Genomic DNA, 23,521 nt, shown 5'->3' on the forward strand with positions numbered 1-23,521 from the left:
GGCTCAGTCCTTGCGTCGCTTGAGCTGGTCGGTCAGTTGAGTCGGCAGCCCCTTGATGATCAGGGTCCCGGCCTCTTCGTCATACTCGATCTTCGAGCCCAGCAAGTGCGCCTCGAAGCTGATGGACAGGCCTTCGGCGCGACCGGTGAAGCGGCGGAACTGGTTCAGGGTGCGTTTGTCGGCCGGGATCTCCGGCGACAGGCCGTAGTCCTTGTTGCGGATATGTTCGTAGAACGCCCGTGGACGGTCCTCGTCAATCAGCCCGGAAAGCTCTTCCAGGCCCATCGGCTCGCCCATTTTGGCCTGGCTGCTGGCGTAATCCACCAGGGTCTTGGTTTTTTCCCGAGCGTCCTCCTCGGGCAGGTCTTCGCTTTCGACGAAGTCGCTGAAGGCCTTGAGCAGGGTGCGGGTCTCGCCCGGGCCGTCGACGCCTTCCTGGCAGCCGATAAAGTCGCGGAAATACTCCGAAACCTTTTTCCCGTTCTTGCCTTTGATAAAGGATATGTACTGTTTGGACTGCTTGTTGTTCTGCCACTCGGAGACGTTGATCCGCGCCGCCAGATGCAACTGGCCCAGGTCCAGGTGGCGCGACGGGGTCACGTCCAGCTCGGCGTTCACCGCCACGCCTTCACTGTGGTGCAGCAGGGCGATCGCCAGGTAGTCGGTCATGCCTTGCTGGTAGTGCGCGAACAGCACATGGCCGCCCACCGAGAGGTTGGACTCCTCCATCAGCTTTTGCAGATGTTCGACGGCAATCCGGCTGAAGGCGGTGAAGTCCTTGCCGCCGTCCAGGTACTCCTTCAGCCAGCCGCTGAACGGATGCGCGCCGGACTCGGCATGGAAAAAGCCCCAGGCTTTGCCCTGCTTGGCGTTGTAGCTTTCGTTGAGGTCGGCAAGCATGTGCTCGATGGCCTGGGATTCGGCCAGTTCGGAGTCACGGGCATGCAGGACCGCAGGGCTGCCGTCGGGTTTTTTGTCGATCAGGTGGACGATGCAATGACGGATCGGCATAGGTATCTCGGCTGATTTGTCAGGGGGAAGACGGGTTCCCCGGAAAAGCGCCCAGTGTACCGCACCCACGGGTTGAATCCGCCTTTGCACGGTCGTTCGGGCGGTTTGAGCGGTTTCAGACAGCTTTTTTTTCGAAAACGAGCGCAAAAGCTGACCAAATGGCTAGGTAGAGGCGGATATTTCCCCGTCTCTGTGCTAGTTTTGCCCGGTCTTGCGCTCGGTAACGGCGCAAAGCGTGCATTCAGCAGGTGTCACGTCGAACCAAACCCCAATTCTGCTATCTACATCTGCGATCCGTCGTGGTTACTAGCGGGGGGGCACAAGGCTGGCTCGATGGCTGACACTGCACTCTGCAATCCAAATGAATTTGATAGGGAAGGAACATCTCAATGGCTATTACCAAAGACCAACTGATCGCCGATATCGCCGAAGCTATCGACGCGCCGAAAACCACCGCGCGTGCCGCTCTGGACCAACTGGCCCAGATCGTTGCTGATCAATTGGAAAACGGCGGCGAAATCACTCTGCCAGGCGTTGGCAAACTGAAAGTGACCGAGCGTCCTGCCCGTACCGGCCGTAACCCGTCGACTGGCGCTGCCATCGAAATCCCTGCCAAGAAAGTGATCAAACTGGTTGTGGCCAAGGTTCTGACCGACGCTGTAAACAAGTAAGATGCATTGAAACCGTGCCTCGGAGCGATCCGGGCACGGTTTTTTTTCGCCTGTAGGTTATGCCGCCCGGCTACTCCGGTCCGGGTGTGAGGCCGACCTGGCCGATCAGTGCCACGGGTAATTCGTCCAGTGTGCTGAATGAACGGCCTGTCATCCCTGGGCTATCTGCGCCGCGCTCCAATGCTGTTGCGCCCAGGCCTGTTGCTGGGCCTTGTCGTGGAACGTCCAGGCGACAAAACGACTCTGCTTCTGGCCCTGGGACATCTCCACGACCTTGCTCTCCAGGGCGCCGGCCTTCTTCAGGGCCGCTTCGATGGCCGGCAGGTTCGAGGCTTTCGAGACCAGTGTGCTGAACCACAGCACTTGCTTCGACAACGACGGGCTTTCGCTGATCAGTTGGCTCACGAAGCGTGCTTCGCCCCCTTCACACCACAATTCCGACGCCTGGCCGCCGAAGTTCAGCACGGGCAGTTTGCGCTTGGGATCGGCCTTGCCCAGGGCGCGCCATTTGCGCCGGCTGCCGTTTTGGGCTTCGTCCAGGGAGGCGTGAAACGGCGGGTTGCACATGGTCAGGTCAAAATGTTCGGTGCTTTCCAGCAGACCGCTGAGGATGTGCTTCGGATTGGCTTGCAGGCGCAGGCTGATGGCCTTGTTCAGGCCGTTGGACTGGACGATGGCCTTGGCCGCGGCCAGCGCGGTCTTGTCGATGTCTGAACCGAGAAACCGCCAGCGGTAGTCGCTGTGGCCGATCAGTGGGTAGATGCAGTTGGCGCCGACGCCGATATCCAGCACGCGTATGGCCGCTCCACGAGGGATATTGCCCTCGTTGTTTTCGCCCAACAGGTCGGCGAGGAAGTGCACATAGTCGGCACGACCCGGTACCGGCGGGCAGAGGAAGTCCGCCGGGATGTCCCAGTGGGCGATGCCGTAGAAGGACTTGAGCAGGGCACGGTTGAACACGCGCACGGCGGCCGGGTCGGCGAAGTCGATGCTTTCCTTGCCATAAGGGTTGAGGACCACGAACTGGCCCAGTTCGGGGCTGCTCTTGATCAGCTGCGGGAAGTCGTAGCGGCCCTGATGGCGGTTACGCGGGTGCAGGCTGGCTTTTTCCCGCGGCTCGACGGCCTTGGCCGGGGTGGCGGGCTTGGGCTTCTTGCGTGGGGCTTTGGGTTTGCTCGGGGCGGTCATGGGCTGGGTCGATTCGGGCAGGGCTTGGAATGGCGGACATTGTCCCATATTCATCGGGGCTGCGGCGGGCATGAAAAAGGGAGGCCCGAGGGCCTCCCTTTTTCAGTCAATCGTCACGCTTACAGGCTGGCGATCCGCGCATGTTGCTCGGCCAGCTTGCCCAGGGCCTGTTCGGCCTCGGCCAGCTTGGCGCGTTCCTTCTCGATGACTTCGGCCGGAGCCTTGTCGACGAACGCGGCATTCGACAGCTTGCCGCCGACCCGCTGCACTTCACCTTGCAGACGCTGGATTTCCTTGTCCAGGCGCGCCAGTTCGGCGCCCTTGTCGATCAGCCCGGCCATCGGCACCAGCACTTCCATCTCGCCCACCAGAGCAGTAGCGGACAGCGGTGCTTCGGCGCCTGCGGCCAATACAGTGATCGACTCCAGCTTCGCCAGCTTCTTGAGCAGTGCGTCGTTCTCGGTGAGGCGACGCTGGTCCTCGCCACTGGCGTTCTTCACGAACACGGCCAGCGGCTTGCCCGGACCGATGTTCATCTCGGCGCGGATGTTGCGCGTGCCGAGCATGAGGGTCTTGAGCCATTCGATATCGCTTTCGGCCGCCTCGTCGATGCGTGCTTCGTTGGCCACCGGCCACGGTTGCAGCATGATGGTCTTGCCTTCAGCCCCGACCAGCGGCGCCAGGCGCTGCCAGATTTCCTCGGTGATGAACGGCATGAACGGATGCGCCAGGCGCAGCGCCACTTCCAGCACGCGCACCAGGGTGCGACGGGTGCCGCGCTGGCGTTCGACCGGCGCGTTCTCGTCCCACAGCACCGGCTTGGACAGTTCCAGGTACCAGTCGCAATACTGGTTCCAGATGAACTCGTACAAGGCCTGGGCGGCCAGGTCGAAACGGAACTGGTCGAGCTGGCGGGTCACTTCGGCTTCGGTGCGCTGCAACTGCGAGATGATCCAGCGATCGGCCAGGGACAGCTCGAAGGCTTCGCCGTTCTGGCCGCAGTCTTCGCCCTTGTCGAGCACGTAGCGCGCGGCGTTCCAGATCTTGTTGCAGAAGTTGCGATAGCCTTCGACGCGGCCCATGTCGAACTTGATGTCACGACCGGTGGAGGCCAGCGAGCAGAAGGTGAAGCGCAGGGCGTCGGTGCCGTAGCTGGCGATGCCTTCGGCGAATTCGGCGCGGGTCTGCTTCTCGATGGCTTTCTGCAGCTTGGGCTGCATCAGGCCGGTGGTGCGTTTCTGCACCAGGTCTTCGAGTTCGATGCCGTCGATGATATCCAGCGGGTCGAGGACGTTGCCCTTGGACTTGGACATCTTCTGGCCCTGGCCATCACGCACCAGGCCATGGACGTAGACGGTCTTGAACGGTACCTGCGGGGTACCGTCCTCGTTCTTCACCAGGTGCATGGTCAGCATGATCATCCGGGCGACCCAGAAGAAAATGATGTCGAAACCGGTCACCAGCACGTCGGTGGGGTGGAAGGTCTTGAGGAAGTCGGTCTGCTCCGGCCAGCCGAGGGTGGAGAAGGTCCACAGGCCTGAACTGAACCAGGTGTCGAGAACGTCGTTGTCCTGTTGCAGCGCAACGTCCGGGCCGAGGTTGTGCTTGGCCCGTACTTCGGCTTCGTCGCGACCGACATAGACCTTGCCCGACTCGTCGTACCAGGCCGGAATCCGGTGGCCCCACCACAGCTGGCGGCTGATGCACCAGTCCTGGATATCGCGCATCCAGGAGAAGTACATGTTTTCGTATTGCTTGGGCACGAAGGCGATGCGGCCGTCTTCCACGGCGGCAATGGCCGGCTCGGCCAGGGGCTTGGTCGACACGTACCACTGGTCGGTCAGCCACGGCTCGATGATGGTCCCGGAGCGGTCGCCCTTCGGCACTTTCAGGCCGTGGTCGTCAACGCTGACCAGCAGGCCGGCGGCGTCGAAGGCGGCAACGATCTGCTTGCGCGCTTCGAAACGGTCGAGGCCGGCGTATTCGGCCGGGATCTTGCCGTCGATGCTGTCGTTCAGCGTGCCGTCGAGGTTGAACACCTGGCAGGCTGGCAGGACGGCGGCGTTCTTGTCGAAGATATTCAGCAGTGGCAGGTTGTGGCGCTTGCCGACTTCATAGTCGTTGAAATCGTGGGCCGGGGTGATTTTCACGCAGCCGGTGCCGAATTCAGGGTCGCAATAATCGTCGGCGATGATCGGGATACGGCGGCCGACCAGGGGCAGCTCGATAAATTTGCCGATCAGGGCCTTGTAGCGCTCGTCTTCCGGGTTGACCGCCACGGCCGAGTCGCCGAGCATGGTTTCCGGGCGGGTGGTGGCGACGATCAGGTAATCCAGGCCGTCGGCAGTCTTGGCGCCGTCAGCCAGTGGATAACGCAGGTTCCAGAGGGAGCCTTTCTCGTCGTGGTTTTCCACTTCGAGGTCGGAGATCGCCGTGTGCAGCTTGGTGTCCCAGTTGACCAGGCGCTTGCCGCGATAGATCAGGCCATCTTCGTGCAGGCGCACAAAAGCTTCCTTCACCGCTTCCGAGAGGCCGTCGTCCATGGTGAAGCGCTCGCGGCTCCAGTCCACGGACGAGCCCAGGCGCCGGATCTGCCGGCTGATATTGCCGCCGGACTGATCCTTCCATTCCCAGACCTTTTCCAGGAATTTCTCGCGGCCCAGGTCGTGACGGTTCTGCCCTTGGGCTTCGAGCTGACGCTCCACCAGCATTTGCGTAGCGATCCCGGCGTGGTCGGTGCCCGGCTGCCACAGGGTGTTGCGACCCTGCATGCGACGGAAACGGATCAGGGCGTCCATGATCGCGTTATTGAAACCGTGGCCCATGTGCAGGCTGCCGGTGACGTTCGGCGGCGGGATCATGATGGTGTAGGCGTCGCCGGTGCCTTGCGGGGCGAAGTAATTCTCGGACTCCCAAGTCTGGTACCAGGAAGTTTCAATGGCGTGCGGCTGGTAGGTCTTATCCATGCGCGGCGGGACCCTTAGGCATTAATTCAGGAAAGCCGGCAAGTATAACGGGGATATGGCGCGGGGCGTAGAGCGAGGTGAGCGCTGATGGCACAAAAATGCCCGCTGGCGCCAGCGGGCAGGCCCTGCTTCTACACGGAGGGCGTGCAGGTCAGGAAGGATACTGGCTGAGCAGGCGTTCCATACGGGCGTCCAGGCGGCGCTTGATCTCGGTTTCGATATGTGGGGCGAAGTCGTCGATCACGTCCTGCATGATCAATTGCGCGGCGGCGCGCAGTTCGCTGTCCAGGTGCAGTAAGGCGTCCTGGTTCTTCTGTTTGGCGGGTTCCGCTGCGACGACTACCGGTGCCGGTTTCGGCTCGGCCACAGGCGCGGCGACAACCTCGGGCTGAACCTCGACCTTGGTTTTATTACCCACCATGTCGAACAACAGGGGGATCTGCCCTTCGCTGGCGACTGTTTCGGTCAGCAGCGGCGGTTGCAGGGTGTCATCGCCCAACAGCTTTCGGATCGATTCAAGCTCGTCCAGCAGGGGCGCGGCTTTTTGCGGTTGTTTTGGAGTGTCCATCGGGGTGCTCAAAGTCGCTGTAGACGGTGATCTTGCAGAGGATAGCCCTGTTCGCGGTAGAAGCGGAAACTCTCCCGCGCCGCTTGACGGATTGCCGGGTCTTCCACCACCACTTCCGCCACGCGGGCAAAGCGCGAAGCAAAGGGCGGCACCTTCATATCAAGGTTCACCAGCAGGTCCTGATGGAGGCCGGGGTCTTCACCCAGCCCCAGCACCACGGTGCCTTCCGGCTCGCTTTCCGCTGGGCCATGGGGCACGAAACTTTCGCCCTTGAACTGCCACAGGCGGGCATCCAGGTCATCGCGCTGGGCGCTGTCGCTGCAATGCAGGTAGACCTTGTGTCCCAGGCGCCAGGCCTTTTCGGTCAGCTTGCAGGCAAAGTCCAGGCGTGCCGAAGGATCCGCGCTGGGAAGGATATAGAAGTCGACTTGGGTCATAGGGGGTTCCGGATGCCGGGCGACGTCATTGACCGACGCCGCCCGGCAGGCTCAGGTTCAGGCCTTGGCGCGGTCCAGCAGGTACTGGGTCAGCAGGGGCACCGGACGGCCGGTGGCGCCCTTGTCCTTGCCGCCGCTGGTCCAGGCGGTGCCGGCGATGTCCAGGTGGGCCCAGTTGAACTGTTTGGCGAAGCGCGACAGGAAGCACGCCGCGGTGATGGTCCCGGCTTTCGGCCCGCCGATGTTGGCGATGTCGGCGAACGGGCTGTCCAGTTGTTCCTGGTACTCATCGAACAGCGGCAGTTGCCAGGCGCGGTCATCGGCTTGACGGCCGGCGCTGAGCAGTTGCTCGATCAGTTCGTCGTTGTTGCCCAGCAGGCCGGAGGTGTGGGCGCCGAGGGCGACCACGCAGGCGCCGGTCAGGGTGGCGATGTCGATCACCGCCTGGGGCTTGAAGCGTTCGGCGTAGGTCAGGGCATCGCACAGCACCAGGCGGCCTTCGGCGTCGGTGTTGAGGATTTCCACGGTCTGGCCGCTGAGGGTGGTGACAATGTCGCCCGGACGGGTCGCGCCGCCGCTCGGCATGTTCTCGGCACAGGCCAGGATGCACACCAGGTTGATCGGCAGTTGCAGGGCAAGCACGGCGTGCAGGGTGCCGAACACGCTGGCGGCACCGCCCATGTCGTACTTCATTTCATCCATGCCCAGGCCCGGCTTGAGGCTGATGCCGCCGGTGTCGAAGGTGATGCCCTTGCCGACCAGGGCAAATGGCTTCTCGGATTTCTTGCCGCCGTTGTATTGCATGACGATCAGGCGTGGCGGCTGGTCGCTGCCCTGGCCCACGGCGTAGAACGAGCCCATGCCCAGTTCCTTGATCTTCTTCTCGTCAAGGATCTCGACCTTCAGGCCTTTGTTGGCCTTGCCAAGGTTCTTTGCCTGCTCGGCGAGGTAGCTCGGGTGGCAGATGTTCGGCGGCAGGTTGCCCAGGTCGCGGGTGAAGGCCATGCCGCCGGCGATGGCGCGGGCGTGGCTGACGGCACGTTCGACTTCGGCTTGCGCGGCCTTGATGGTCACCAGGGTGATTTTCTTCAGGGCGCGGGGTTCGGCTTTCTGGCTCTTGAACTGGTCGAAGCTGTATTCACCGTCCAGCAGGCTTTCGGCCAGCAGGCGGGTCTTGCCGTAGCTGTCGCGGCCCTTGACCACGACTTCGTCGAGGGCGAGCACGGCGTCGCTGCCGCCCAGGCCCTTGAGGGTGGCGAGGATCGAGGCCACGGCTTTGCGGAACGGACGGTCGCCGAGTTCGGCGTCCTTGCCCACGCCCACCAGCAGTACGCGTTCGGCCTTGAGGTTGGGCAGGCTTTGCAGCAGCAGGGTCTGGCCGACCTTGCCGGCCAGGTCGCCGCGCTTGAGGATGGCGCTGAGGGCGCCGCCGCTGAGTTCATCGACTTTGCTGGCGACCGCGCCGAGTGTGCGGCCTTCGCCGACGGCGAGTACCAGGGTGGCGGTTTTCAACGTTTCTGGGCTGACGCTTTTTACAACCAGTTCCATGTCCGGGTCCCTGAATATTAAGGTCAAAGGGCGCAGAGACAGCTCTGCACCGGGGCGAAGCGACGCAATGGCGTGGCTTTCGGCAAAGGCCGCAGTTTGAACCCCGGCGCTGGCCGGGGGCAAGTCCCAATACCGATCCGTTACGGCTCTGTCGGCACTGTGGACAAGTGCGCAGTGACAGCCGGGAGCAATCACAGGATAATGCGCCTCTTTTTAGACGGCCCGCTGCGGTGAGCCCTCTGTCGGTGCCTATGTTTGCTTGTTCGGCCACCTTAGCCTGACAACCCTGGAGTGTCTGGTTTGATTGTTTTTCGTTATCTGTCCCGCGAAGTCTTGATCACCTTGAGTGCGGTCAGCGCCGTATTGCTGGTCATCACCATGAGCGGACGCTTCGTCAAGTTCCTTGCCCAGGCCGCCTCGGGTCAACTGGACCCGGGCTCGCTGTTCCTGATCATGGGCTTTCGCCTGCCCGGTTTCCTCCAGCTGATCCTGCCCCTGGGCCTGTTCCTCGGGATTCTGCTGGCCTACGGACGGCTCTATCTCGAAAGCGAAATGACCGTGCTGTCCGCCACCGGCATGAGCCAGCAGCGCCTGCTCGGCATGACCATGGCGCCGGCGCTGCTGGTGGCCCTGCTGGTGGCCTGGATCAGCCTGAGCCTGGCGCCCAAGGGCGCCCTGCAATTCCAGCTGCTGCTCAACCAGCAGGACGCCATGACCGAATTCGACACCCTGGTGCCCGGCCGCTTCCAGGAGCTCAACGATGGCTCGCGGGTGACCTATACCGAGCAACTCTCCGATGACCGGGCGAACCTGGGCGGTGTGTTCATTTCGGAAAAACGCTTCGGCGTGAACAAGAAGGACCGCGGCATTTCCGTGCTGGTGGCCGAAAAAGGCCGTCAGGAAGTGCGCAAGGACGGCAATCGCTACCTGATCCTGGAAAACGGCTATCGCTATGACGGCAGTCCAGGCATGGCCGATTACCGGGCGATCAAGTACGAGACCTACGGCGTCATGCTGCCCAAGCCCGAGATCAGCGAAGAAGTCACCGACCGCGATGCGATGATGACCTCGACCCTGTTCGGCAACCCGGACCTGAAGGCGGTCGCCGAATTGCAATGGCGGCTTTCGCTGCCCCTGCTGGTGTTTATCGTGACGTTGATGGCCGTGCCGCTGTCGCGGGTCAACCCGCGCCAGGGCCGTTTCCTCAAGCTGCTGCCGGCGATCCTTCTTTATATGGCCTACCTGACCATGCTGATTTCCGCCCGTGGCGCGCTGGAGAAAGGCAACTTGTCACCGGTACTGGGCATGTGGTGGGTGCATGGCCTGTTCCTGGCCATCGGCCTGGCGCTGCTGTATTGGGAACCCCTGCGTTTGAAACTGGCGAGTCGTCGCACTGTGAAGGAGATGGCTCGTGGTTAAGCTCGATCGCTACATTGGTAGCAGTGTGTTCATGGCGATCCTTGCCGTACTGGGGATCATCCTCGGGCTGGCCTCGCTGTTTGCCTTTATCGACGAGATGGGCAGCCTCTCCGATACCTACACCCTGGGCGATGTGCTGAGCTTCGTGGTGCTGACGGCGCCGCGCCGGGTCTATGACATGTTGCCGATGGCCGGCCTGATCGGCTGCCTGATCGGCCTTGGCAGCCTGGCCAGCAACAGCGAGCTGACCATCATGCGCGCGGCGGGCGTCTCCGTCGGGCGTATCGTCTGGGCGGTGATGAAGCCCATGCTGGTGTTGATGCTGATCGGCGTGCTGGTCGGCGAGTACGTTGCCCCGGCCACCGAGAGCAAGGCCCAGGCGGACAAGGCCCTGGCCCAGGGCTCGGGGGATGCGCAGAGCTCGCGCAACGGCCTGTGGCATCGCCAGGGTGACGAATTCATTCATATCAACGCCGTGCAGCCCAACGGCCTGCTTTACGGTGTGACCCGTTATCACTTCGACAGCGAGCGCCATATGCTGTCGTCGAGCTTTGCCAAGAAGGCCCACTTCGACAAGGACCTCTGGACACTGACGGACGTCACCACCACCTATTTCCGCGACGGTCGCACCGAAGTGATCAATGTGCCGGAAGAGCGCTGGGACGTGGCCTTGAGCCCGAACCTGCTGAGTACCGTGGTGATGGTGCCCGAGGCCCTGTCGATCAGTGGCCTGTGGAGCTATATCCACTACCTGGCGGACCAGGGGCTGGCGAACGGTCGTTACTGGCTGGCGTTCTGGGTCAAGGTCCTGCAACCGCTGGTGACCGCGGCGCTGGTATTGATGGCGATTTCCTTTATCTTCGGCCCGCTGCGTTCGGTTACCCTGGGGCAACGGGTGTTCACCGGCGTGCTGGTGGGCTTCACCTTCCGCATCGCCCAGGACCTGCTCGGGCCTTCGAGCCTGGTGTTCGGTTTCCCGCCGCTGCTGGCGGTGGTGGTGCCGGCGGCGATCTGCGCGGTGGCCGGTGTCTGGCTGTTGCGTCGGGCCGGATGATGAAGCGATTGAGCGGTAAATGATCCTGGAAAAAGCCCCTGTCCCGTGACCGGGGCTTTTTTGTCCGTGCCGCCCGGCCTGTTCACGTGACGCCTTGGTCGCGCATCAGGTACAATTCCCGGCTATTTTTCGGCGGGCAGTCTGCCTGCAACCTTTTTGAGTGTTGATCCGTGAGTGATTTGAGTCATATCCGCAATTTCTCCATCATCGCCCACATTGACCATGGCAAGTCGACTCTGGCCGATCGCTTCATCCAGATGTGCGGCGGCCTTGCCGAGCGCGAGATGGAAGCGCAGGTGCTGGATTCCATGGACCTCGAGCGCGAGCGCGGGATCACCATCAAGGCCCATAGCGTTACCCTGTACTACAAGGCTCGCGACGGCATCACCTATCAGTTGAACTTCATCGACACCCCCGGCCACGTCGACTTCACCTATGAAGTCAGCCGTTCCCTGGCGGCCTGTGAAGGTGCGTTGCTGGTGGTGGACGCTGGCCAGGGCGTCGAAGCCCAGTCCGTTGCCAACTGCTACACCGCCATCGAGCAGGGCCTGGAAGTCATGCCGGTGCTGAACAAGATCGACCTGCCCCAGGCCGATCCGGACCGCGTGAAGGAAGAAATCGAGAAAATCATCGGTATCGACGCCACCGACGCCGTCACCTGCAGCGCCAAGACCGGCCTGGGTGTCGACGAAGTGCTCGAGCGCCTGGTGACCACCATCCCCGCGCCGACCGGCAATATCGAAGATCCGCTGCAAGCGTTGATCATCGACTCCTGGTTCGACAACTACCTGGGTGTCGTGTCCCTGGTGCGCGTGCGCCACGGCCGTGTGCGCAAGGGCGACAAGATCCTGGTCAAGTCCACCGGCAAGATGCACCTGGTGGACAGCGTCGGTGTGTTCAACCCGAAACACACCGCCACCGTCGACCTGAAGGCCGGCGAAGTGGGCTTTATCATCGCCGGTATCAAGGACATCCACGGTGCGCCGGTGGGTGACACCCTGACCCTGAGCACCACCCCTGACGTCGACGTGCTGCCGGGCTTCAAACGCATCCAGCCGCAGGTCTACGCCGGTCTGTTCCCGGTCAGCTCCGACGATTTCGAAGACTTCCGCGAAGCCCTGCAAAAGCTCACGCTGAACGACTCCTCGCTGCAGTACACCCCGGAAAGCTCCGACGCCCTGGGCTTCGGCTTCCGTTGCGGGTTCCTCGGCATGCTGCACATGGAGATCATCCAGGAGCGCCTTGAGCGCGAGTACGACCTGGACCTGATCACCACCGCGCCGACGGTAATCTTCGAGCTGCTGCTCAAGAACGGCGAAACCATCTACGTCGACAACCCGTCCAAGCTGCCGGACCTGTCGGCCATCGAGGATATGCGCGAACCGATCGTGCGGGCCAATATCCTTGTACCGCAGGAGCACCTGGGCAACGTCATTACCCTGTGTATCGAGAAGCGTGGCATCCAGCACGACATGCTGTTCCTCGGTTCCCAGGTGCAAGTGACCTACGATTTGCCGATGAACGAAGTGGTCCTGGACTTCTTTGACCGTCTCAAATCCACCAGTCGCGGCTATGCTTCGCTGGACTACCATTTTGATCGTTACCAGTCGGCCAACCTGGTTAAGCTGGATGTACTGATCAACGGTGAAAAGGTCGACGCCCTGGCGCTGATCGTGCATCGTGATAACGCGCATTACAAAGGTCGTGCGTTGACCGAGAAGATGAAAGAACTGATTCCTCGTCAGATGTTCGACGTTGCCATCCAGGCCGCCATTGGCGGGCAGATCGTGGCGCGGACAACCGTCAAGGCCCTCAGAAAGAACGTACTGGCCAAGTGCTATGGCGGCGACGTCAGCCGTAAGCGCAAGCTGTTGGAAAAGCAAAAGGCCGGTAAGAAACGCATGAAGCAAGTGGGTAACGTGGAAATTCCACAGGAAGCCTTCCTTGCAGTGCTCAGGTTGGATAGTTAGGTCCTATGTCACTAAATTTCCCGCTGTTGCTGGTCATCGCCGTCGCCGTCTGTGGTGTGTTGGCGTTGTTCGATCTGATCTTTCTGGCGCCTCGTCGGCGTTCCGCCATCGCTGCCTATCAGGGCAGCGTGGCGCAGCCTGATGGCGAAGTGGTCGAAAAGCTGAACAAGGAGCCTTTGCTGGTTGAATACGGCAAGTCCTTCTTCCCGGTGTTGTTCATCGTGCTGGTGCTGCGTTCGTTCCTGGTGGAACCGTTCCAGATTCCATCCGGCTCGATGAAGCCGACCCTGGATGTCGGCGACTTCATCCTGGTGAACAAGTTTTCCTACGGGATTCGCTTGCCGGTGATCGACCAGAAGGTCATCCAGGTGAGTGATCCGCAGCGCGGCGATGTGATGGTATTCCGCTACCCGAGCGACCCCAACGTCAACTACATCAAGCGTGTAGTCGGCCTGCCGGGCGACGTGGTGCGTTACACCAGTGACAAGAAGCTGTTCGTCAACGGCCAGCCGGTGGCTGAACAGCTGGTCGGCGCCGAGCCGGGCATGTTGGGCAGTGCCGAGCTCTACAAAGAGCAACTGGGCGCTGCCGAGCACCTGATCCGCAAGGAGATGGGGCGCTACCGCGCGCCGCCTGATCACGAGTGGACGGTCCCCGCGGGCCACTACTTCATGATGGGCGACAACCGCGACAACTCCAACGACAGCCGCTACTGGGATGATCCGAATATTCCCAAGGAGCTGCTGGGCATGGTTCCCGACGAGAACATCGTCGGCAAGGCCTTCGCGGTCTGGATGAGCTGGCCCGAACCGAAACTCAGCCACTTCCCGAATTTTTCCCGGGTCGGTCTGATCAAGTAACCAAACCCGGCGCTGTGAACACAGCGCCGAGTGCTTTTTCAGGTGCCGCAGTACCATGAAGATGACTTCTGCTCGCTCGCAAAAAGGCCTGTCGTTTTTTGGCTGGTTGCTGACCCTGGCGTTGGTGGCCTTTGCCGCCAGTGTGGCGCTGAAGGTGGTCCCGCATTACCTCGACTATATGTCGATGAAGAGAATCATCATGTCGGTGGAAACCGACAAGGCGGCGGATATCACCACCGTCAACGACTTCTATACCCACGTTACCCGCGGCATGCAGGTCAACAGTATTCAGGATTTGGATTTGAACAAGGTGTTAAGCGTGACGTTGGAGAACAACAAGTTCCTCGCGCACTTGAAATATGAGCAGCGCGATCCGCTGATTCAGAACATCGATCTGGTGGTCAAGTTCGACCACGAATTCAGCGTGGCCAAACCGTGAGCGTGTCTTTAAGTCGTCTCGAGCGCCAGCTCGGCTATACCTTCAAGGATCAGGAGCTGATGCTCCTGGCCCTGACTCACCGCAGTTTTGCCGGGCGCAACAATGAGCGCCTGGAATTCCTCGGTGATGCCATTCTCAATTTCGTGGCCGGCGAGGCGTTGTTCGAGCGTTTCCCCCAGGCTCGCGAAGGCCAGTTGTCGCGTTTGCGCGCGCGCCTGGTGAAAGGTGAAACACTGGCGGTACTGGCTCGTGGTTTCGAGTTGGGCGAGTACCTGCGCCTGGGTTCCGGCGAATTGAAAAGCGGTGGTTTCCGCCGTGAGTCGATTCTCGCCGACGCCCTGGAGGCCCTGATCGGCGCCATTTACCTGGATGCCGGCATGGAAGCGGCACGGGACCGGGTGTTGGCCTGGCTGACCTCGGAGTTCGACAGCCTGACGCTGGTGGACACCAACAAGGACCCCAAGACCCGGCTGCAGGAGTTTCTCCAGTCCCGGGCCTGCGACCTGCCGCGTTACGAAGTGGTGGATATCCAGGGTGAACCGCATTGCCGGACGTTCTTCGTCGAGTGCGAGATCACCCTATTGAATGAAAAAAGCCGAGGACAGGGCGTGAGCCGTCGTATTGCCGAACAGGTAGCGGCGGCATCGGCACTGATTGCCCTGGGCGTGGAGAATGGTAATGACTGATTCAACGGCAACACGCTGCGGCTACGTCGCCATCGTCGGCCGGCCGAACGTGGGCAAGTCCACGCTGCTGAACCATATCCTCGGGCAGAAACTGGCGATCACCTCGCGCAAGCCCCAGACCACTCGTCACAACATGCTCGGGATCAAGACCGAAGGCACCGTGCAGGCGGTCTACGTGGATACCCCCGGTATGCACAAGGGCGGCGAAAAGGCCCTGAACCGCTACATGAACAAGACCGCTTCGGCGGCGTTGAAAGACGTCGACGTGGTGATCTTCGTGGTTGACCGGACCCGCTGGACCGACGAGGACCAGATGGTCCTGGAACGCATCCAGTACGTCGAAGGCCCGGTGATCGTGGCCTTGAACAAGACCGACCGGATCGAAGACAAGGCCGAGCTGATGCCGCACCTGACCTGGTTGCAGGAACAGTTGCCCAAGGCGCAGATCGTGCCGATCTCGGCGCAGCACGGACACAACCTCGAGCACCTGGAAAGCCTGATCGCCACGCACCTGCCGGAAAACGAGCACTTTTTCCCGGAAGACCAGATCACCGACCGCAGCAGCCGATTCCTGGCGGCGGAGCTGGTGCGTGAGAAAATCATGCGGCAGATGGGCGCCGAGCTGCCTTACCAGATCACCGTGGAAATCGAAGAATTCAAGCAGCAGGGCAAGACCCTGCATATCCATGCGCTGATCCTCGTCGAACGTGACGGCCAGAAGAAGATCATCATTGGCGACAAGGGCGAGCGCATCAAGCGCATCGGCACCGAGGCGCGCAAGGATATGGAGCTGCTGTTCGATTCGAAGATCATGCTCAACCTGTGGGTCAAGGTGAAGGGCGGTTGGTCCGATGACGAGCGTGCACTGCGTTCGTTGGGTTACGGCGACCTGTAACACGCGATCTTGTGGCTAACGCGGTCTTGTGGCGAGCGGGCAAGCCCGTTCGCCACAATAAGTTTGCCCGCCAGAAGTAGTATTCCTTCAGAGACATTCATAAGCCAATGTCCACCCAGCCACCTCCCGGCCAACCGGCCTACGTCCTGCACTCCCGTGCCTATCGCGAAAACAGCGCGTTGGTGGACTTCATCACCCCGCAAGGTCGGCTGCGTGCCGTGCTGCGCAGTGCGCGGGGCAAGGCCGGGACCCTGGCGCGGCCCTTCGTGCCCCTCGAAGTGGAATTTCGCGGTCGCGGCGAACTGAAGAACGTCGGCCGGATGGAAAGCGCCGGTGTCGCCACCTGGCTGGTTGGCGAGGCGCTGTTCAGCGGTCTCTACCTCAACGAGCTGTTGATCCGCCTGCTTCCCGCCGAAGACCCGCACCCCGCGGTCTTCGATCACTACGCCGCGACCTTGCTCGCCCTGGCCGAAGGCCGACCCCTCGAACCGCTGTTGCGCTCCTTTGAATGGCGGCTGCTGGACGACCTCGGTTATGGTTTTTCCCTGGACCAGGATATTCACGGCGAACCGCTGGCAGCGGACGGCTTGTACCGCCTGCAGGTCGATGCCGGCCTGGAGCGGGTCTACCTGTTGCAACCGGGCTTGTTCCAGGGCACCGAGTTGCTGGCCATGGCCGAGGCCGACTGGACGGCGGTGGGCGCCTTGTCGGCGGCCAAGCGCCTGATGCGCCAGGCTCTGGCAGTGCACCTGGGCGGCAAGCCGCTGGTCAGTCGCGAGTTGTTTCGCAAGCCCTGAGCGCCTTGGCCATAAACCTGCGGCTGACGTGTATGCTGTGCACCGAATCTTCCACTCTTCAGGAGTCTTTCCGTGAGCACCAGCACTCGTATCCTTCTCGGCGTGAACATCGACCACGTCGCCACCCTGCGCCAGGCCCGGGGCACGCGTTATCCCGATCCGGTCAAGGCTGCGCTGGATGCCGAAGAGGCGGGCGCCGACGGCATCACCGTGCACCTGCGTGAAGACCGCCGGCATATCCAGGAGCGCGATGTGCTGCTGCTCAAGGATGTGTTGCAGACGCGGATGAACTTCGAGATGGGCGTGACCGAAGAGATGATGGCGTTTGCCGAGCGCATTCGGCCGGCACATATTTGCCTGGTGCCGGAAACCCGCCAGGAGCTGACCACCGAAGGTGGCCTGGACGTGGCGGGGCAGGAGGAGCGGATCAGGGCGGCGGTGGAGCGCCTGGGCAAGATCGGCAGCGAAGTATCGCTGTTCATCGATGCCGACGAGCGTCAGATTGCCGCGGCCAAGCGTGTCGGGGCACCGGCCATCGAGTTGCACACCGGACGTTATGCCGATGCCCATACGCCGGCCGAAGTTGCCGAAGAGCTGAAGCGGATTGCCGATGGCGTGGCGTTTGGCGTGGCCCAGGGCCTGATCGTCAATGCCGGGCATGGCCTGCATTACCACAACGTCGAGGCGGTGGCGGCGATTCCGGGGATCAATGAGCTGAACATCGGCCATGCGCTGGTGGCGCACGCGCTGTTCGTCGGATTCAAGGCCGCGGTGGTGGAGATGAAAGAGCTGATTCTGGCGGCTGCGCCCAAGGCTTGAGGGCTGGGCACTTCATATCGCGGCGCAACCTGGAGTTTTGTTGCGCCTGTTCCGGCCTCTTCGCGGGCAAGCTCCGCTCCCACAGGGGGGGCGCGGTCAAACTGTGGGAGCGGAGCTTGCCCGCGAAGAGGCCCGTGAGCGCGCTACAAATAGCACAGGCTGGCAGCTGGCTAGAGCTGTGACGGCTGCTCGGTCGGCTTGGTCTTGTCCACGCCCGGCACATGCAGGTTGCTGTCCACCACCTGGCTGCCTTCCAGCTGCGGCTGGGTTACCCAGGTCAGGATGTCGTAGTAACGGCGGATGTTGGCGACGAAATGCACCGGCTCGCCGCCCCGCGCATAACCGTAGCGGGTCTTGCTGTACCACTGCTTCTGCGCCAGGCGCGGCAGCATCTTCTTCACGTCCAGCCACTTGTTCGGGTTCAGGCCTTCCTTCTCGGCGAGCTTGCGCGCATCGTCCAGATGACCGCTGCCGACGTTATACGCCGCCAGGGCAAACCAGGTGCGGTCCGGCTCTTCGATCTGCTCGTCCAACTGATCCTTCATATACACCAGGTACTTGGCCCCGCCGCTGATGCTCTGTCGCGCATCCAGACGATTGGACACGCCCATGGCCTGGGCCGTGCTCTGGGTCAGCATCATCAGGCCGCGCACGCCGGTCTTGGAGGTGACCCCCGGCTGCCACAGCGATTCCTGATAACCGATGGCCGCCAACAACCGCCAGTCGACTTTTTCTTCCTTGGCCGACGCGCGGAAATGTTTCTCGTACTTGGGCAGCCGCTGCTGCAGGTGCTGGGCAAAGGTATAGGCGCCGACGTAACCCAGTACATCGACATGCCCGTAATAGCGATCTTTCAGGCGTTGCAGGGTGCCGTTCTGCTGCACTTTGTCGAGGTAGGCGTTGATCTCGTTGAGCAGGCTGTTGTCTTCGCCAGGGGCCACCGCCCAGCGCTGGCTGCGGGCATCGCCGAGGTCAAACGCGACCCGCACGTTGGGGAAGTAAACCTGGTTCATCGCCACTTCGTTGGAATCCACCAGGGTCAGGTCGATCTGACCTTCGTCGACCATGCGCAGCAGGTCGACCACTTCAACCGCGTCGGACTCTTCGTATTCAATCGCAGGATTCTGCTTTTTCAGCTCGGCGAGTTGTTCGGCATGGCTGCTGCCCTTGAGCACCGTGATGCGTTTGCCCACCAGGTCGGCCGGTGTGGTGGGGCGGGACTGGCCATTGCGATAGACGATCTGCGGGGTGACTTCCAGGTACGGGTGGGAAAAGCGCGCCTGCAGCTTGCGCTGGTCGCTGCTCACCAGGCCGGCGGCCGCCAGCACCGGACCGTTGGGTTTGCCCAACTGATTGAACAGATCGTCGAGGTTGTCCGCGGTTTCGATCTCGAGCTTGACCCCCAGGTCATCGGCAAAGCGCTTGACCAGCTCGTACTCGAAGCCGGTTTCGCCGTTGCGATCCTGGAAATAGGTGGCCGGACTGTTGCGGGTAATCACCCGCAGTACGCCGTCCTCCTTTACGCGCTCGAGTGTGCTGGGTTTATCAACACAGGCGCCGAGCATCAGGAAGAGTCCGGTTGCGATGAGCCACCTGGCACAGCGCGGGCGGAAAGCAGTTGGGGAGAACATCTGCGCAGTATACGCAAAGGACCCCGGCCGCCATATCTCGACAGAATCGCGCCGGTCTGCTAGCGATCCCCGGGAATGGCTGGAGGCTGTAGGAATGGGCTTTTGAGAGCGTATGAACTTTATAAAATAGTGGCGATGAATAATGCTAATGATCTGTAGGAATGGGTTATTAGACCTCGAGGGCATGTGCTGTGAGGCAAGCGTGCCGTTTCGGGTGCCGTCGCGGGCGGTTTAGGCTAGAATGCACGGCCTCAAAGCACACCCCTTCCCGAGGCTGTCCCGAAGATGTTGATCCTGCGCGGCGCTCCTGCCCTTTCCGCCTTTCGCCACAGCAAACTGCTTGAACAACTGAGCCAAAAAGTTCCAGCTGTCAGTGGTTTGTATGCCGAGTTCGCCCATTTCGCCGAAGTGACTGGCGTGCTGACTGGCGACGAACAGCAAGTGCTGGCCCGCCTGCTGAAATACGGCCCGAGCGTGCCGGTCCAGGAGCCGACCGGTCGTCTGTTTCTGGTGTTGCCGCGTTTCGGCACCATTTCGCCCTGGTCGAGCAAGGCCAGCGACATTGCCCGCAACTGCGGCCTGGGGAACGTCCAGCGCCTGGAGCGCGGTATTGCCTTCTACGTGGCCGGCCAGTTCAGCGAAGCCGAAGCCGAGCTGATCGCCGCGGTCCTGCATGACCGCATGACCCAGATCGTGCTGGGCAAGCTGGAAGAGGCCGCCGGTCTGTTCAGCCATGCCGCGCCCAAGCCGCTGACGGCCATCGATCTGCTGGGCGGCGGTCGCGCCGCGCTGGAGAAAGCCAACGTCGAGCTGGGCCTGGCCCTGGCGGAAGACGAGATCGACTACCTGGTCGATGCGTTCAACGGCCTCAAGCGCAACCCCCACGACATCGAACTGATGATGTTCGCCCAGGCCAACTCCGAGCATTGCCGGCACAAGATCTTCAACGCCAGTTGGGATATCGACGGCCAGAGCCAGGAAAAAAGCCTGTTCGGCATGATCAAGAACACCTACCAGATGCACAGCGAAGGCGTTCTGTCGGCTTACAAGGACAACGCCTCGGTGATCGTCGGCAGCGTGGCCGGACGTTTCTTCCCGGACCCTGAAACCCGCCAGTACGGCGCGGTGCAGGAGCCGGTGCACATCCTGATGAAGGTCGAGACCCACAACCACCCGACCGCGATTGCCCCTTTCCCGGGCGCAGCCACCGGTTCCGGCGGCGAGATCCGCGACGAGGGTGCTACCGGTCGTGGCGCCAAGCCGAAAGCCGGCCTCACCGGTTTCACCGTGTCCAACCTGCAGATCCCGGGCTTCGAACAGCCGTGGGAAGTACCGTACGGCAAGCCTGAGCGCATCGTCACCGCGCTGGACATCATGATCGAAGGCCCACTGGGTGGCGCCGCGTTCAACAACGAATTCGGTCGTCCGGCCCTGACCGGCTACTTCCGTACCTTCGAGCAATCCATCACCACCCCGCGTGGCGACGAAGTGCGCGGTTACCACAAGCCGATCATGCTGGCCGGCGGTATGGGCAACATCCGCGCCGAGCACGTACAGAAAGGCGAAATCGTCGTCGGCTCCAAGCTGATCGTCCTCGGTGGCCCGGCGATGCTGATCGGCCTGGGGGGCGGTGCGGCTTCCTCGATGGCCACCGGCACCAGCTCGGCGGACCTGGATTTCGCTTCGGTACAGCGCGAAAACCCGGAAATGGAACGCCGTTGCCAGGAGGTCATCGACCGTTGCTGGCAACTGGGCGACAAGAACCCCATCAGCTTTATCCACGACGTGGGTGCCGGCGGTCTGTCCAACGCCTTCCCGGAACTGGTCAACGACGGCGACCGCGGCGGTCGTTTCGAACTGCGCAATATCCCCAATGACGAGCCGGGCATGGCCCCGCACGAAATCTGGTCGAACGAATCCCAGGAGCGTTATGTCCTGGCGGTCGGCGCGGCGGACTTCGAACGCTTCAAGGCCATCTGCGAGCGTGAGCGTTGCCCGTTCGCCGTGGTCGGCGAGGCCACTGCCGAGCCGCAACTGACCGTCACCGACAGCCACTTCGGCAACAGCCCGGTGGACATGCCCCTGGAAGTGCTGCTGGGCAAGGCCCCGCGCATGCACCGTTCGGCGGTTCGCGAAAGCGAACTGGGCGACGATTTCGATCCGAGCACCCTGGCCCTGGCCGAGTGCGTCGAGCGTGTTCTGCATCATCCGGCCGTGGCGAGCAAGAGCTTCCTGATCACCATCGGCGACCGCACCATTACCGGCCTGGTCTCCCGCGACCAGATGGTCGGCCCGTGGCAGGTCCCGGTGGCAGACGTCGCCGTGACCGCCACCAGCTTCGACGTCTACACCGGTGAAGCCATGGCCATGGGCGAGCGTACGCCGCTGGCCCTGCTGAACGCCCCGGCTTCCGGGCGCATGGCGATCGGCGAAACCCTGACCAACATCGCCGCTTCGCGGATCGGCAAGCTGTCCGATATCAAGCTGTCGGCCAACTGGATGTCGGCTGCCGGTCATCCGGGTGAAGACGCCCGTCTGTACGACACCGTCAAGGCGGTCGGGATGGAACTCTGCCCTGAATTGGGCCTGACCATTCCGGTGGGCAAGGACTCCATGTCCATGGCCACCCGCTGGAACGACGAAGGCACCGACAAGAGCGTGACCTCGCCGCTGTCGCTGATCGTGACCGGTTTCGCCCCGGTCACCGATATCCGCCAGACCCTGACCCCGCAACTGCGCATGGACAAGGGCACCACCGACCTGATCCTGGTCGACCTCGGCCGTGGCCAGAACCGCATGGGGGCCTCGATCCTCGCCCAGGTCTACGGCAAGCTCGGCAAGCAGGCTCCGGACGTCGACGACGCCGAAGACCTGAAGGCCTTCTTCGCGGTGATCCAGGGCCTCAACGCCGACGGTCATCTGCTGGCTTACCACGACCGTTCCGACGGCGGTCTGCTGACCTCCGTGCTGGAAATGGCCTTTGCCGGTCACTGCGGCCTGCACCTGAACCTCGACGGCCTGGCGGAAACCTCCGCCGACCTCGCGGCCATCCTGTTCAACGAAGAACTCGGTGCGGTGATCCAGGTTCGCCAGGACTCCACCCCGGACGTGCTGGCGCAGTTCAGCGCCGCCGGCCTGGGCGACTGCGTGTCGGTGATCGGCCAGCCGTTGAACAATGGCGAAGTCAGCATCACCTTCGACGGCGACACCGTCTTCACCGGCGAGCGTCGCCTGTTGCAGCGCCAGTGGGCGGAAACCAGCTACCGTATCCAGCGCCTGCGGGACAACGCCGAATGCGCCGACCAGGAATTCGATGTCCTGCTCGACGAAGGCAACCCGGGCCTGAGCTACAAGACCAGCTTCGATGTGAACCAGGACATCGCCGCGCCGTACATCAAGAAGGGCATTCGCCCACAGGTCGCCGTGCTGCGTGAGCAGGGCGTCAACGGCCAGGTGGAAATGGCCGCGGCGTTCGACCGTGCCGGTTTCAACGCCATCGACGTGCACATGAGCGATATCCTCGCCGGCCGCGTTGACCTGAACGAGTTCAAGGGCCTGGTTGCCTGCGGCGGCTTCTCCTACGGCGACGTACTCGGCGCCGGTGAAGGCTGGGCCAAGTCGGCACTGTTCAACGCCCGTGCCCGCGATGCCTTCCAGGGCTTCTTCGAGCGCACCGACAGCTTCACCCTGGGCGTGTGCAACGGTTGCCAGATGATGTCCAACCTGCACGAGCTGATTCCGGGCAGCGAATTCTGGCCGCACTTCGTCCGTAACCGCTCCGAGCAGTTCGAAGCGCGGGTGGCGATGGTCCAGGTCCAGGAGTCGAACTCGATCTTCCTGCAGGGCATGGCCGGTTCGCGCATGCCGATTGCTATCGCCCACGGCGAAGGCCATGCCGAGTTCGAAAGCGAGGAAGCCTTGCTGCAAGCCGACCTGTCGGGTTGCGTGGCCATGCGTTTCGTCGACAACAACGGCAAGGTCACCCAGACCTACCCGGCCAACCCGAACGGCTCGCCGCGCGGGATCACCGGGCTGACCAGCCGCGACGGTCGCGTCACCATCATGATGCCGCACCCTGAGCGGGTATTCCGTGCCGTGCAGAACTCCTGGCGCTCGGAAGACTGGAACGAAGACGCGCCGTGGATGCGTATGTTCCGCAACGCCCGCGTCTGGGTTAACTAAGCCACGATGTACAAGCTCAGCTTTTTCGTGCCACCGAGCCATGTGGAACAGGTCAAGAGTGCCGTATTCGCCGCCGGAGGCGGGCGGATCGGTGCTTACGACCAGTGTGCATGGCAGGTGCTGGGCCAGGGCCAGTTTCGCCCGTTGGACGGCAGCCAGCCGTTTCTCGGGCAGACTGGTGTGGTCGAGCAGGTGGAGGAATGGAAGGTTGAGCTGGTGGTGGCGGACGCCCTGATCGAGGCGGTGGTGCTGGCGCTGAAACAGAGCCATCCCTACGAAACACCGGCTTATGAAGTCTGGCGATTAGCGGATTTCTGACCGTTTCAGCGCTTTCACAAAACCCGCCACCTCGGCGGGTTTTGCTTGTCTGGGCATTGGCC

Annotated in this window: 19 protein-coding genes; 12 read left to right on the plus strand and 7 right to left on the minus strand. The window is 62.2% G+C overall.

Features of this window, described 5'->3' with window-relative positions; all coding sequences use genetic code 11:
- Positions 1-3: 3 nt before the first annotated feature.
- Positions 4-1,011, minus strand: a complete 1,008-nt coding sequence (gene yejK / locus M5C71_RS18145; RefSeq protein ID WP_103497043.1) for a nucleoid-associated protein YejK — start codon at positions 1,009-1,011, stop codon at positions 4-6.
- Between the two features lie 389 nt (positions 1,012-1,400).
- Between yejK and M5C71_RS18150 the strand changes: the two genes are divergently transcribed.
- On the plus strand, positions 1,401-1,682 hold the full coding sequence (locus M5C71_RS18150) for an HU family DNA-binding protein (RefSeq protein WP_040064476.1): 282 nt from the start codon (positions 1,401-1,403) through the stop codon (positions 1,680-1,682).
- 150 nt (positions 1,683-1,832) lie between these two features.
- On the opposite strand, the gene rlmF is transcribed toward M5C71_RS18150, so the two are convergent.
- The 5 genes from rlmF to M5C71_RS18175 all read right to left on the minus strand — a co-directional run bounded on the left by rlmF (position 1,833) and on the right by M5C71_RS18175 (position 8,389).
- On the minus strand, positions 1,833-2,870 hold the full coding sequence (rlmF, locus tag M5C71_RS18155) for a 23S rRNA (adenine(1618)-N(6))-methyltransferase RlmF (RefSeq protein WP_103497042.1): 1,038 nt from the start codon (positions 2,868-2,870) through the stop codon (positions 1,833-1,835).
- Positions 2,871-2,989: 119 nt separating this feature from the next.
- Positions 2,990-5,836, minus strand: a complete 2,847-nt coding sequence (locus M5C71_RS18160) for a valine--tRNA ligase (protein WP_248768423.1) — start codon at positions 5,834-5,836, stop codon at positions 2,990-2,992.
- A 151-nt stretch (positions 5,837-5,987) separates the two neighbouring features.
- On the minus strand, positions 5,988-6,404 hold the full coding sequence (locus M5C71_RS18165) for a DNA polymerase III subunit chi (protein ID WP_152740165.1): 417 nt from the start codon (positions 6,402-6,404) through the stop codon (positions 5,988-5,990).
- A gap of 8 nt (positions 6,405-6,412) precedes the next feature.
- Positions 6,413-6,841, minus strand: a complete 429-nt coding sequence (locus M5C71_RS18170; protein WP_248768424.1) for a DNA polymerase III subunit chi — start codon at positions 6,839-6,841, stop codon at positions 6,413-6,415.
- Positions 6,842-6,898: 57 nt separating this feature from the next.
- The gene (locus tag M5C71_RS18175; protein ID WP_103497037.1) at positions 6,899-8,389 is read right to left on the minus strand and encodes a leucyl aminopeptidase; all 1,491 of its coding nucleotides are present in this window, start codon (positions 8,387-8,389) and stop codon (positions 6,899-6,901) included.
- A 300-nt stretch (positions 8,390-8,689) separates the two neighbouring features.
- On the opposite strand from M5C71_RS18175, the gene lptF reads away from it, so the two are divergent.
- The 9 genes from lptF to pdxJ all read left to right on the plus strand — a co-directional run bounded on the left by lptF (position 8,690) and on the right by pdxJ (position 17,328).
- Positions 8,690-9,808 carry an LPS export ABC transporter permease LptF gene (lptF, locus tag M5C71_RS18180; protein WP_152740166.1) on the plus strand — a complete coding sequence of 373 codons (1,119 nt, stop codon included), beginning with the start codon at positions 8,690-8,692 and terminating at the stop codon, positions 9,806-9,808.
- A complete protein-coding gene (gene lptG, locus M5C71_RS18185) occupies positions 9,801-10,862 on the plus strand; it encodes an LPS export ABC transporter permease LptG (protein WP_178129896.1) in 1,062 nt (353 codons plus the stop codon). The genes lptF and lptG overlap by 8 nt, the downstream gene beginning before the upstream one ends.
- A gap of 170 nt (positions 10,863-11,032) precedes the next feature.
- Positions 11,033-12,832 (plus strand): translation elongation factor 4, encoded by a 1,800-nt coding sequence (gene lepA / locus M5C71_RS18190; RefSeq protein ID WP_100941839.1) that lies wholly within the window; start codon positions 11,033-11,035, stop codon positions 12,830-12,832.
- A 5-nt stretch (positions 12,833-12,837) separates the two neighbouring features.
- Positions 12,838-13,692, plus strand: coding sequence for a signal peptidase I (gene lepB / locus M5C71_RS18195; RefSeq protein ID WP_248768425.1), 855 nt, complete (start codon positions 12,838-12,840; stop codon positions 13,690-13,692).
- Positions 13,693-13,753: 61 nt separating this feature from the next.
- Positions 13,754-14,131 carry a DUF4845 domain-containing protein gene (locus M5C71_RS18200; protein WP_103497046.1) on the plus strand — a complete coding sequence of 126 codons (378 nt, stop codon included), beginning with the start codon at positions 13,754-13,756 and terminating at the stop codon, positions 14,129-14,131.
- Positions 14,128-14,817 carry a ribonuclease III gene (gene rnc / locus M5C71_RS18205; protein WP_103497033.1) on the plus strand — a complete coding sequence of 230 codons (690 nt, stop codon included), beginning with the start codon at positions 14,128-14,130 and terminating at the stop codon, positions 14,815-14,817. Before M5C71_RS18200 ends, rnc begins: the two co-directional genes overlap by 4 nt.
- The gene (gene era / locus M5C71_RS18210) at positions 14,810-15,712 is read left to right on the plus strand and encodes a GTPase Era (RefSeq protein WP_103497032.1); all 903 of its coding nucleotides are present in this window, start codon (positions 14,810-14,812) and stop codon (positions 15,710-15,712) included. Before rnc ends, era begins: the two co-directional genes overlap by 8 nt.
- A gap of 107 nt (positions 15,713-15,819) precedes the next feature.
- A complete protein-coding gene (gene recO / locus M5C71_RS18215; RefSeq protein ID WP_100941843.1) occupies positions 15,820-16,509 on the plus strand; it encodes a DNA repair protein RecO in 690 nt (229 codons plus the stop codon).
- Between the two features lie 72 nt (positions 16,510-16,581).
- Entirely contained in the window at positions 16,582-17,328 is a 747-nt protein-coding gene (gene pdxJ / locus M5C71_RS18220; protein WP_177099694.1) for a pyridoxine 5'-phosphate synthase, read from the plus strand.
- A gap of 170 nt (positions 17,329-17,498) precedes the next feature.
- Here the strand turns inward: pdxJ and mltF are convergent, their stop codons facing one another.
- The gene (gene mltF / locus M5C71_RS18225; RefSeq protein WP_177099696.1) at positions 17,499-18,959 is read right to left on the minus strand and encodes a membrane-bound lytic murein transglycosylase MltF; all 1,461 of its coding nucleotides are present in this window, start codon (positions 18,957-18,959) and stop codon (positions 17,499-17,501) included.
- A gap of 285 nt (positions 18,960-19,244) precedes the next feature.
- On the opposite strand from mltF, the gene purL reads away from it, so the two are divergent.
- Both purL and M5C71_RS18235 read left to right on the plus strand, forming a co-directional pair.
- Positions 19,245-23,141, plus strand: a complete 3,897-nt coding sequence (gene purL, locus M5C71_RS18230) for a phosphoribosylformylglycinamidine synthase (RefSeq protein WP_248768426.1) — start codon at positions 19,245-19,247, stop codon at positions 23,139-23,141.
- Between the two features lie 6 nt (positions 23,142-23,147).
- Positions 23,148-23,459: a YqfO family protein gene (locus tag M5C71_RS18235; protein ID WP_100944717.1), complete on the plus strand. Its 312-nt coding sequence runs from the start codon at positions 23,148-23,150 to the stop codon at positions 23,457-23,459.
- The last annotated feature ends 62 nt before the right edge of the window (positions 23,460-23,521 follow it).

This window comes from Pseudomonas sp. MWU12-2345 (assembly GCF_023242385.1).
Lineage (GTDB): Bacteria > Pseudomonadota > Gammaproteobacteria > Pseudomonadales > Pseudomonadaceae > Aquipseudomonas > Aquipseudomonas gingeri_D.